Raw genomic sequence first — 9947 nt, 5'->3', positions numbered from 1 at the left:
CCGCTGCGTCGGCGTGCCTGGCGCAGCAGCTGAATTTGGTAACTCTCAACAGACCAGCGAGCCGACATGTCGGGCACGAGCCGACATGTCGGGCAAGGGAGTCTGCTGTGTTGCGTACTGTCCACCAGGGCTCAACGGCCGGATTCACTCGGCGCCTGGCGGCTCATCTTCGGGTTTTTAAAGAGCGGTCGGCTTGAGGGCCTCCCGAGGGGCTGTGTAGCGCCTCGGTGTTGAGCCAAGTAAACGCGATGTTTATAAACACGTCAATACCTTTTGTTTATTTTTGTTTATTTCGAGCCGGGCTGGCCAAAGCGCAGACACAAAAAAGCCCGCGCTAGGCGGGCTGTACGGGCGTTCTGTGCTGCTACCAGAGGACCGACGACCAGAAGACTTTCCCCTTGATGTGGATGTTCTGGTCGATCATCTCCTGCGCGGTGTACTCCTCGTCCGGGTGTTCGTCCCGGTTGAAGCTGCGCATGCGGATTCCGCCGCCAGGAAGGCGGTATAAGGTTTTCACCCTGAGCTGGCCATCGTGATCAATGGCGTACATCTTGCCGTCGACCACGGCAGTGCAACCCTGGTCAACACCTACGGTGCTCTTGTCTGGCAGGACGGGCTCCATGCTGTTCCCGCTAACCGTCACACAAACCGCGTCATCTGGCTGTACGCCTTGCTTTCGAAGGGTCAGCTTGCCGAAGCGCAGCTTCTGCTTATGGGACTGCTCGACCACGGTTCTTCCACTGCCGGCCGACAATTCCACTTCCTTGAGGAACGGCACATATACCTCGTCATCATCCAGAGGGGTGTCGTCATCCCAAACATCGAACGGCCCAAGCATTTCGGCGTCCGCTGGTGGCGGAGTCGGCGCAAGACTCATTCCTGAAGGGTGGGCCTGGCCTGTCGTGAGCCAGTGCTGATCAACTAGCAGGACGCGGGCCGCATCAAAAATAGCCCGTGCAGGCATGCCACGCTTGAACCAGTTGTTCAAGACCTGAGGCGAGACGCCAAGAGATTCTGCAACCCCTTTTGGGGTAAGCCCCCGCTCTCGCATGAATTGTCGCAGGCGATCGCCTGAATGTTGATTCGTCATAAACACAAAGTTTACCGGGCTTGCGCTGTTTATTAAATAAACGTATTGTTGAGATATGTTTACTCGCCTAGGGCGGACTGTTTATGGAATTCACACCTCTGGAGCGCGCAATCCATGCCGCCGGGTCGGGTAAAGCCCTGGCCGAGCTTCTGGGCGTCACGCCGATGGCTGTTTCCTATTGGAAAACCAGAGGTGTTCCAGCCCGCCAAGCCCTTCCTATCGAGAAAGCAACTGGCGTTTCCCGTCATGAGCTTCGTCCCGATCTCTATCCATCTGAAACCGTTGCCGCATAAGGAGCAGTACCCGCATGTACGCAGACCAGTCCCACAAGCGTGATACGCCTCGGAAGGTCCGTTTCAACAAGACCCTTGATCGCATCCTGGCCCGTGCGGCAGAGCGAGCTGAGATGCAGCACGCCACCTACCTGCACGAGATGATCGAGTGGGCTGTTGAGAACGGGGCTATCGAAGCGCTGAGCAAGGAAGACAAGCAGCATAGCGCGGCCTAGAGGCCCTATGGAGGTCACGTGGCTGAAATTGACTACGAGCACCTGAGTGATGGTGCGAAGAGAAAGATCAGTGCTCTGGCCCTCAGTAAGGGGCAGAGCATCAGCCAGGTTCTCGAAGACGTAGCGATCGAGTTCTTGGCAATGGGTGGGCCTAGCCGTCTTGGGAGGCCGAAAGCACAGGTAGTCCAATTGGTCCCTAAAGAGGGACTGAAGCGAGACACCTAAATCGCGGGCACAAAAAAGCCGACGGACGAGGTCGGCTCTTTCAACAGCAGTAAGCGAGGCAAATGATGACAAACATCGTCCCATTACGCAACACCGGGGGGTTTACCCGGATGGACAATCAGTTGATGGACGCACTGGCGGCGGTTCATCTGTCGCCGGCTGAGTTCAAGACCCTGCACGCAATCACCCGGCTTACCGTTGGCTTCAACCAGGCGGAGCGCCGCATCACTGCCGACGAGATCGCCAAGCGCATTAACATCCGCCCACAGCATGTCTCTACCGCAATCAGCAACCTGCTTGCCCGGCGCGTGCTGTACCGGGTGGGTGGCAGCCGTGGGCAGATCGGCATCTGCGACCCGGCAGAGTGGATCTTCGAGGAGCCGAAAAAGGAATTGTTGAGTGAACGGAAATCCGTTGACTCAACAGAAAACGGTTCATCCAACAACGTAACGAAACTCCCGATTTCCGTTGTCTCCCTTCTTTATACGAAAGACATACCCCTATTAACTCTTCCTTCGGAAGAGATTAATCCCCCCCAAGGGGGTGAGCTCCCCGCCGATGAGCCAGAGGCTGAAGTTCAAGCACCACTGGTTTCGTTCGATGGCGAAGATTTCCAAGTCGACACCACCTTGATCACCAAATGGGCGAAAGCCTATGCCCCGGTAGACGTCGAAGCCGAGATTGTCCGGGCCGCCGCCTGGGCCAGCGCCAACCGCCCGAAGAAAGACTGGCGCAAGTTCCTGACCAACTGGCTTGGCCGTGCGCTGAAGAACGGCGCCGTCTCTGAGGCCAATGTTCCGGTCGACCAGATCATCAACCTGTTCCACAAGGTCTGTCCAAGCCACCCCAAGGTCACCGTGGCCACTGACAAGGTGCTGCGCAGCCTGATCGTTGAGCGCTGGAACGAATCGCCTGACCAGCAGAGCGGGCAGGGCTTCTGGCTGCCGTTCTTCCAGAAGGCCAACAACCGCAGTCAGGTCTTCTTCCGTGGCCAGAACGTCCAGCCCCGCCTTGAGGCCCTGGTTAGTCGCGCGGTCTTCCGTGAGATCTCGGAGGCCGCGCAATGAACGAACTTCACAGCCTTGAGGCCGAGCACGGCGTGCTGGGCGCGATGCTGCGCCAGCCGCACCTGATCGATGTCCTGTCAGATGGCCTGGCGGCCGACGCTTTCGCTTGGGAGGACAACGCCGACCTGTACCGCCTGATTCTTGAGCTGCACGGCGACGGCCAGCCAGTTGACGTCATCACTCTCGGCGATCGCCGGGCGGCGCTGGCCAGTGGTGCCGTGACCCTCGCATACGCCGCCGAGATCCAGGCCAACACGCCAAGCGTTGCCAACGCCAAGACCTACGTCCAGATCATTCGCGACCGGGCCGTCTGCCGCCAACTGTCCGCCGCCGCCGAGCGCATCAACGAAGTGGCTTACGAGCAGGCCGACGTCGAGGACAAGATCTCCCTGGCCCAATCCATCATCCTCGGCCTCGACGCCAAGGGAACGGACGGCGAGTGCCAGATGGTCGGTGACATTCTGGTCGAGCACATCGAGATCCTGCAGGAGCGCCTTGATCGCTTCCAGAGCGGGATCATCATGGATGGTCTGGGTAGCGGCATTCCCGACCTCGACAAGTTCACCCAGGGCTTGAAGCCCGGGCAGATGATCGTGGTAGCTGGGCGCCCAGCGATGGGCAAGACCACTCTGGCCATGAACGTAGCCTCTGACGTCGCCATCAACCAGCGAAAGCCGGTTCTGGTGGTCAGCCTTGAAATGACGAAGAGCCAGCTCATGGACCGCCTGATTGCGGCCGTTGGTGGCATCCCGCTTCCTTCGCTGAAGACCGGTGAATGCTCTGCCGATCACGCCACGGAGCTGGCCGCCGCCACCCTGAAGCTGCGCGATGCCCCGATCTGCGTGTCTGACGTGCCGGTGATGACCATGCCGCGCATTCGTTCCATTGCGCGGCGCCAAGCCCACCGAATGGGCGGCCTGAGCCTGGTGGTCATCGACTACCTCGGCCTGATGGAAGGCGAGGGTAAGGGGCGCACTGAGGACGTCACCGCCATGTCCCGGCAGATCAAGCTTCTGGCCCGCGAGTTGGGGTGCCCGATCATCGTCCTGTCCCAGCTCAACCGTGGCTGCGAATCACGCCCTGACAAGCGCCCAGTGTTGAGTGATCTGCGCGAATCCGGAGCCATCGAGCAGGACGCCGACATCGTCATGTTCGTCTACCGCGACGAGGTGTATCACCCCGGGACCCAGGACAAGGGCATCGGTGAAATCCTGATCCGCAAGAACCGCGACGGCGAGATTGGAATGGTGCCCACCGCCTTCCAGGGCGACCGCTCGCGCTTCATGCCGCTCGCCAACCGGTTCCGCCAAGACAACGTCGTGAAGGTGGACTTCTGATGACCAGATCCGAGCTGAAACGCCTCCTTGAGGCAGAGATACGCCTGCGTCCAACCGTTGCCAGTGACGATCAACGGCTCCAGGAATGGGCCGACTCCGTTTCCGCGCTTCGAAATGCCGTTCCGGACTGGTCCGTGACCATGCTCGCGCTCATCAACGAAGCCAACCAGCCGCAGGAGATCCAGCCATGACCCGTGCCCACCCAGCCCAGCTCCGTGGAGCGGGAGAAGTCGCCCAGACCTTCATCAAGGCCGGGATCTTGTTCGTCTGCGTTCCTGTTCTGAGCGACGACGATCACAAGGACCTGGTTCGTCAGTCGGAAGACCGTCTTGAGCGCCTGGCGCAGATCGTTGAAGCCGAAGAGCGCGCCGGGCAGCCGGCCACCATGGAGAAATCACAGTGAAAAATATCATTCTGGCGCGCGTCCTTGATGCGGTGGTCATCTCGCTCCTGCTTGTCGATCACTCCAGCGCAAATCGATTCGCGGCAACCGTGGCGGTGTTCCTGTCCATCGTAATGCTGATTGCTTTCTTCGCTATGAGCGCTGACCTGGCCAACAAGATCAAGGCCCGGAGTTTGTTCAGCCGGGCTTTCGGGATGATGGCCCAGGCTTCCTACGTCGGCGCACTGATCTACGCGGGCTATCCCTCCATCGCGGCCTTCTACGCCCTTGCAGCGGTCCTTCTTCGTGCTTGCGTTCACCAGAAGCTGAAGCCGGCTGGGGAGGAAGTATGACCCCCGCCAAGAAGGAAAGCCTCATGCAGGGCCAGACCGGCGTAGCCAAGAAGGTCTATGAGTGCGTGCCTATGAACGAGCCCTGGACTTCTTTTCAGGTCATGACGGCCTTGCGGAATCTGACCGGCAGCACGCCGGACAACCGGATCGTATCGGGCTGCTTGGTCAGTCTGGTGGACTCGGGGCTCATCAAGAAATCCGGACGCGACCAGTTCCAGCGCATCCCTGTTGAAACCAAGCAGAAGACTCAGGAGCCAGTGATGGCCAAGCAGCAGCCGAAACTCGAAGTAGTTGCCGATCAGAAAGCCTCAGGTACTCCTCTGGAAATGCTGAGCGAGCTGGCTGGAGAAATCGCCGGTATGGCCAGCAACCTCAAGCGCTTGGCTGAGCGGGTCGAGGATGTTGCCCTGGCCGTCGAACAGGAGCGTGAGTCGAGCGCCAAGTCGATGGAGAAGTACCGCCAGCTAAAGACTCTGCTGCAGAGCCTTCAAGGGGAGGAGGCGTGATGTGCACCTGGGCTGAAACCGAAAAGCTCGACGGCTCCGGCGATGTCGTCACCACCGCTGACGAATTGGCTCGATCCCTTGGCTGCCAGCGCACAGACCTTGTAACGCTGTCGGGTCGGGCACTAATCGAAAACGAGTGCCTGTGCGATCTCGACGAAGCCGCGACCGGCAAAAAGCTTGGCTATGCCGTTTCGTACCCACCAGAGCGATTTGATGTGCTGTTCACGCAGGAGAAGCACTGATGGACACCAACAAGATGCGCGAGCAGTTCGAGGCGTGGGAGTGTGATGCGCCGCAGGGTCCACAGACTGACCCAATGTGGCTCATTTACGACGCGGAATCGAACGCCTACGGGCTCGACAAAATCCAGGACCGGTGGGAGGTGTGGCAGGCCTCCCGCGAGGCCGTGGTGGTGGAGCTGCCGAACCGAGCAGCTGAGGTCTACCGCGAGGAGTTCGAAGACGTGGAGGGCGGCAGCTTCAACGAGGCGGCCTACATCCGCGACGTGCGCAAGGCGATTGAGGCCCAGGGCCTGGGGGTGTCCCCATGAGTTACCTGATCTCGCATCAAACCCAGCCGACGCACAACACCTGTTTCTCGACGTGCTTGGCGATGATAAAGGCTGAGCCGGCTGGCGTAGTGGTTGCCCAACTGCACGAACGCTACTTCGCCGGGGATATGAGCACCCGCGAGGCGCTGGAACAGCAGGCCATACCATTTAAGTCGTTTGATACCGCTGACCTGCCCAAGCTTGATCGCGATGGCGCCTACTTGGTTGGCGTGCCTTCCCTGAATTGGGAGGGCGGCATGCACCAGGTCATCGTCGAGTGCTTCGACGGGATGATGGTCGTGCACGACCCGGCCATGGGGCGCCAGGGCTGCAAGTACTACGTGGCAGCCGTCCGTGAGGGCGCGTTTGCCGAGGTCAAGCTCAACGGCTTCGTCATCGACGCATTCGTTGATCGCGCGTACCTGATGGAGCGTTACGCCTTCAAGCTGGGCAAGGGAGAGGCGGCATGACTGAGAAAATCAGCGTCAATAGCCAGGCCAAGCTGTCCGAGGCCATCACCATGCTGACTCGACTGTTCCGCGACAAGAAGTTCGTCGTGGTGAGCATGCGCCCGGGCAAAGATCGCACTCTCGATCAGAACGCACTCTGGTTCGCCATGTACGACCGCATCGCAAAGACCACCGACATGGGCGACGTCGAGGATGTCCGGCGGTACTGCAAGCTGCACTTCGGCGTGCCGATCATGCGTTCTTCGAGCCGCGACTTCTTCGAGGGCTGGGCAACGAGCTTTGTCCATTTGACCTACGAGCGGAAGCTGCACCTCATGGGCGCCTGCGCCATGTTCGGTCCTGATGGCTTCCCTGTGACCCGGCTGTTCAACCGCGAGCAGGGCTGCATCTACACAGACAAGATCGCCGCTTACTTCGGCGGCAACGGCGTGTACTTCGATGACCTGCTTGGGGAGGCTGCGGCATGACCTCAATCGAAATGTATGGCTACTGGATTATGTTGAGCGGCTTGATCTTCAACATATGGCTGGCGCTCCGAGCCGGAAAGATCCTTGGCCGAGCGCTTTATGCGTCAGTTGCTGCGGTTTCATTCACTAGGTTCTGCTGGGCTTGCGGCAGAGAGCATGGGTTCAAGGTTCGACCTCTGCCTGCGTGGGTTTATGCGCCTCAGGTCTGGTTTGAATTTTTCGTCGTGGAGCTTGGGGCGCCAAAAGGGACGGTTTCCCACATGGGTGGGTCCGGCGTCTGGAAGGGAATAGGCGACTGGACTGTCTTCCCGGCCAAGGAGGACAAGCCATGCGAGTAGCCGAGATCAAGCCGAAGAAGTGCAAGGCGCCAGGCTGCGGCCAGCGCTTCAAGCCTGTTCTGTCGACGCAGAAGGTTTGCAGCCATGCCTGCGCGATGGCCATGGCCAAAGACCCCAAGCTGCAGAAGATCGCGGCCAAGGCCATCACCAAGCGGGCGCGGGAAGACCTCAAGGAGCGCCGGGAGAAGCTGAAGACCCGCCGCGAGCACATGGCCGAGGCTCAGGCTGCGTTCAACGCTTACATCCGCGAGCGCGACGCCGGCCTGCCGTGCATCAGCTGCGATTCCCGGCCGAGCGATCACGATCTCATCACCGGTAGCCGCTGGGACGCTGGCCACTACCGGTCTGTGGGCGCCTGCCCGGAGCTGCGCTTTGAGCCGCTGAACGTGCACCGCCAATGCGTGAAGTGCAACCGGAATCTGTCGGGTAACGCGGTCGAATACCGCATCCGGCTGGTGAAGCGCATCGGCGCCGACGCTGTGGAGTGGCTAGAGGGCCCTCATAAGGCCCTGCGCCTGACCATCGAAGACCTGCTGGCCATTAAGGCCCTGTACAGGCAGAAGCTCAAAGACCTGCGGAGGGCTGCAGCATGATCTGGACCATCACAGACACGGCCGGCGTGCTGCTCCTCGCTATGGCCATCTTTTCGGCCTGGTGCGCTATGCGCGCAAACAGCATCCAAACCCGCCGCAAGAAGGAGCAAGGGCAATGAAATACCAAAGCGTGTTGGCTGCAGTAATCCGCGCCCTGGCGGCTGAGACCATGAGCGGTGTGGGTGGCGGTGACTTCGAACCGAAAGTCCAGGCTTCGAAGCTGAAGGGTGAGATCACCGGGAAGGATGCGGCAATGCTGGTGGACTGCTGGGTGCACGCCCGCCTGCACAGCAAGCTGATTCCGCGGCACTGGAATGCGCTGACGGCCAGGTTCTCGACCCACAAGGCCAAGAAGGTGGAGGCGATTGGCAAGCTGGTGCCGCTAATCGCCACCCAGGCGCCGAATCTGTTCCGGTACAAGGCGGTAACCGCCTGGGCTATCCCGCCGGTGAAGGGCGTGCAGGCGCAGTCGGGGTATGAAGTAGCCAGCCGTGCCGCCCGCGAGCGCGCAGAGTTCGATTCGCTGCACGCTGGCGTGGTCAAGCACTTGGAGGGTGGCGAGATGTCCGAGGACGCCGGCCAGGCGCGCCGCGAGCAGTACGTGAAGCGATCAACCGACATGATCGTGCTGCCGGCCGAGTTCTACGACATCAACACCTGGGACGGGCAGGGCCTGAACCGGACCACGTACTGGCGCTGGAAGAAGGCCATCGAGAAGGTACTGGACGAGATGGTGGCAGAGGCTCTGGTTGCGTCTGGCAAGATACTTCAGGAGGAAGGCGTTTTGATGGCAGATGCCGCTTGACAACTCTGCAACGGTGCAACAAAATTCTTGCATCCTGTCATTCCTGCGCGTGTTGAGGAGTGACGCAAAAGCCCGGCCATAGCGCTGGGCTTTTTTGCTTATGCGGATGGATGCGCCGTCAGGCGGTGTTGTGGGAAGGGCGCGCGATGGACGAGCAAAGGTGCTGGTCACCTACCTGATCGAGCCGCTACAAGAAGACCACGACATAGCTCTACCTGGAGATAGACACCAGGCATCCGCACCAATCCAGAACCCGGCCACCGCGCCGGGTTTTTTATTGCCCGAAGAGGGCCTCAAGAGTCCCGGCCAAGCGCCGGGATTTTCGTTTCCAGCAGGCGAAAGACTGATAGGCCAACCTGCTTCACCTGGAGAGCCAATCATGCTCAATCGCATGCGCTGCAAAATGATCTGCCACGAAGTCACCCCGAACGAGCACAGCCAGGGTCGGCTCTGCACTGTTCAGTTCGGCGCCGTCTACTCCAGCGACCCTGCCACCGAGGATTCGATCTACGGGAAGTACACGCCTTATGGGCACTTCCGCGCCGGGATCGTCACCGAGGTAGCCGACAAGCTGGAGGTCGGCAAGGCCTACTACGTGGATATCGCCCCAGTTTCCTGATTCAACTGCAGCCAGGGCAGCCTTCACGGGGCCACCTGGACACTGTGAGCCGGTAGTGCAGTGATGCGAGAAAACACCGGCAGCCCGCGCACCCATGCAACAACTGACCATGGGTGGCGCGAGATCGGATCGGCGAGACCAGTGCAGTGGGGTGCTGGCGTCTGGAGGGTCTTCGGCGGACAGGTGGGGAGAGACCCACACAGATTCAGGCCGGCTCGACAGATACCACCAGACGTTTGCCGAGCGCGGCCAAAGCTGCTTCGACCTGTTCGATCTTCGAGCTGTGTTCGAAGTCGAGGAGCCGATCCACTTTGGTCTGCACAGCCCCCAGCGTCCGGCACAGATCGGCCTTCCGCATGCCTTTCTCTCGCATGGCGTTCCACAGCGCGATCTTCGCGTTCACCAGGGCGGACAGCCGGATAACGTGCTGACCCTCTTTCGCTGGAGAGGCGGGCGGAATCGGCCGCAGCTGATCGACGTAGATGGACAAGGCAACCTCAAGCCCCTCGGCAGCATGGCGCAGCAGCTCATCGAGCGTATCGCCCGCGCTGTGCGCCTCTGGGATGTCGTCACACGAAGACCAGAAAGACCCGGCCTCCTGGTTCACGTTGATTGCGTAGTCGTACATGTCGTTACC

General features: G+C 60.3%; 19 protein-coding genes. 17 read left to right on the top strand and 2 right to left on the bottom strand.

The annotated features are described in order from the left end of the window. Positions 1-364: 364 nt before the first annotated feature. Positions 365-1051, bottom strand: coding sequence for a S24 family peptidase (locus tag RTI28_RS24355; protein WP_410479037.1), 687 nt, complete (start codon positions 1049-1051; stop codon positions 365-367). A gap of 122 nt (positions 1052-1173) precedes the next feature. On the opposite strand from RTI28_RS24355, the gene RTI28_RS24350 reads away from it, so the two are divergent. The 17 genes from RTI28_RS24350 to RTI28_RS24270 all read left to right on the top strand — a co-directional run bounded on the left by RTI28_RS24350 (position 1174) and on the right by RTI28_RS24270 (position 9310). Then, entirely contained in the window at positions 1174-1383 is a 210-nt protein-coding gene (locus tag RTI28_RS24350; RefSeq protein WP_316922833.1) for a transcriptional regulator, read from the top strand. A gap of 14 nt (positions 1384-1397) precedes the next feature. Continuing rightward, positions 1398-1598, top strand: a complete 201-nt coding sequence (locus RTI28_RS24345) for a hypothetical protein (protein WP_316922832.1) — start codon at positions 1398-1400, stop codon at positions 1596-1598. Between the two features lie 290 nt (positions 1599-1888). Further along, on the top strand, positions 1889-2890 hold the full coding sequence (locus RTI28_RS24340; protein ID WP_316922831.1) for a replication protein: 1002 nt from the start codon (positions 1889-1891) through the stop codon (positions 2888-2890). After that, positions 2887-4227 carry a replicative DNA helicase gene (dnaB, locus tag RTI28_RS24335; RefSeq protein WP_316922830.1) on the top strand — a complete coding sequence of 447 codons (1341 nt, stop codon included), beginning with the start codon at positions 2887-2889 and terminating at the stop codon, positions 4225-4227. The genes RTI28_RS24340 and dnaB overlap by 4 nt, the downstream gene beginning before the upstream one ends. Further along, the gene (locus RTI28_RS24330; RefSeq protein WP_316922829.1) at positions 4227-4418 is read left to right on the top strand and encodes a hypothetical protein; all 192 of its coding nucleotides are present in this window, start codon (positions 4227-4229) and stop codon (positions 4416-4418) included. The genes dnaB and RTI28_RS24330 overlap by 1 nt, the downstream gene beginning before the upstream one ends. Continuing rightward, the gene (locus RTI28_RS24325) at positions 4415-4630 is read left to right on the top strand and encodes a DUF1382 family protein (protein ID WP_316922828.1); all 216 of its coding nucleotides are present in this window, start codon (positions 4415-4417) and stop codon (positions 4628-4630) included. Before RTI28_RS24330 ends, RTI28_RS24325 begins: the two co-directional genes overlap by 4 nt. Then, entirely contained in the window at positions 4627-4962 is a 336-nt protein-coding gene (locus tag RTI28_RS24320) for a hypothetical protein (protein ID WP_316922827.1), read from the top strand. Before RTI28_RS24325 ends, RTI28_RS24320 begins: the two co-directional genes overlap by 4 nt. Next, positions 4959-5468 carry a hypothetical protein gene (locus RTI28_RS24315; protein WP_316922826.1) on the top strand — a complete coding sequence of 170 codons (510 nt, stop codon included), beginning with the start codon at positions 4959-4961 and terminating at the stop codon, positions 5466-5468. Before RTI28_RS24320 ends, RTI28_RS24315 begins: the two co-directional genes overlap by 4 nt. Further along, complete coding sequence (locus RTI28_RS24310) at positions 5468-5710, top strand: hypothetical protein (RefSeq protein WP_316922825.1); 243 nt, start codon at positions 5468-5470, stop codon at positions 5708-5710. The genes RTI28_RS24315 and RTI28_RS24310 overlap by 1 nt, the downstream gene beginning before the upstream one ends. After that, a complete protein-coding gene (locus RTI28_RS24305) occupies positions 5710-6018 on the top strand; it encodes a hypothetical protein (RefSeq protein ID WP_316922824.1) in 309 nt (102 codons plus the stop codon). Before RTI28_RS24310 ends, RTI28_RS24305 begins: the two co-directional genes overlap by 1 nt. Next, on the top strand, positions 6015-6488 hold the full coding sequence (locus RTI28_RS24300; RefSeq protein ID WP_316922823.1) for a hypothetical protein: 474 nt from the start codon (positions 6015-6017) through the stop codon (positions 6486-6488). Before RTI28_RS24305 ends, RTI28_RS24300 begins: the two co-directional genes overlap by 4 nt. Then, complete coding sequence (locus tag RTI28_RS24295) at positions 6485-6955, top strand: hypothetical protein (protein WP_316922822.1); 471 nt, start codon at positions 6485-6487, stop codon at positions 6953-6955. The genes RTI28_RS24300 and RTI28_RS24295 overlap by 4 nt, the downstream gene beginning before the upstream one ends. Next, complete coding sequence (locus RTI28_RS24290) at positions 6952-7293, top strand: hypothetical protein (protein ID WP_316922821.1); 342 nt, start codon at positions 6952-6954, stop codon at positions 7291-7293. The genes RTI28_RS24295 and RTI28_RS24290 overlap by 4 nt, the downstream gene beginning before the upstream one ends. Next, entirely contained in the window at positions 7284-7886 is a 603-nt protein-coding gene (locus RTI28_RS24285) for a recombination protein NinG (RefSeq protein WP_316922820.1), read from the top strand. The genes RTI28_RS24290 and RTI28_RS24285 overlap by 10 nt, the downstream gene beginning before the upstream one ends. Next, complete coding sequence (locus tag RTI28_RS24280; protein WP_316922819.1) at positions 7883-8005, top strand: hypothetical protein; 123 nt, start codon at positions 7883-7885, stop codon at positions 8003-8005. Before RTI28_RS24285 ends, RTI28_RS24280 begins: the two co-directional genes overlap by 4 nt. Beyond that, the gene (locus RTI28_RS24275; RefSeq protein WP_316922818.1) at positions 8002-8691 is read left to right on the top strand and encodes a hypothetical protein; all 690 of its coding nucleotides are present in this window, start codon (positions 8002-8004) and stop codon (positions 8689-8691) included. The genes RTI28_RS24280 and RTI28_RS24275 overlap by 4 nt, the downstream gene beginning before the upstream one ends. Positions 8692-9070: 379 nt before the next feature. Beyond that, positions 9071-9310, top strand: coding sequence for a hypothetical protein (locus tag RTI28_RS24270; protein ID WP_316922817.1), 240 nt, complete (start codon positions 9071-9073; stop codon positions 9308-9310). Positions 9311-9515: 205 nt separating this feature from the next. On the opposite strand, the gene RTI28_RS24265 is transcribed toward RTI28_RS24270, so the two are convergent. Then, positions 9516-9938: a type II toxin-antitoxin system HicB family antitoxin gene (locus RTI28_RS24265; RefSeq protein ID WP_296230430.1), complete on the bottom strand. Its 423-nt coding sequence runs from the start codon at positions 9936-9938 to the stop codon at positions 9516-9518. Between the last annotated feature and the right edge of the window lie 9 nt (positions 9939-9947).

The sequence above is a fragment of the Pseudomonas sp. zfem002 genome (assembly GCF_032621685.1).
Lineage (GTDB): Bacteria > Pseudomonadota > Gammaproteobacteria > Pseudomonadales > Pseudomonadaceae > Aquipseudomonas > Aquipseudomonas japonica.
This window is presented reverse-complemented; position numbering and strand designations above follow the sequence as displayed.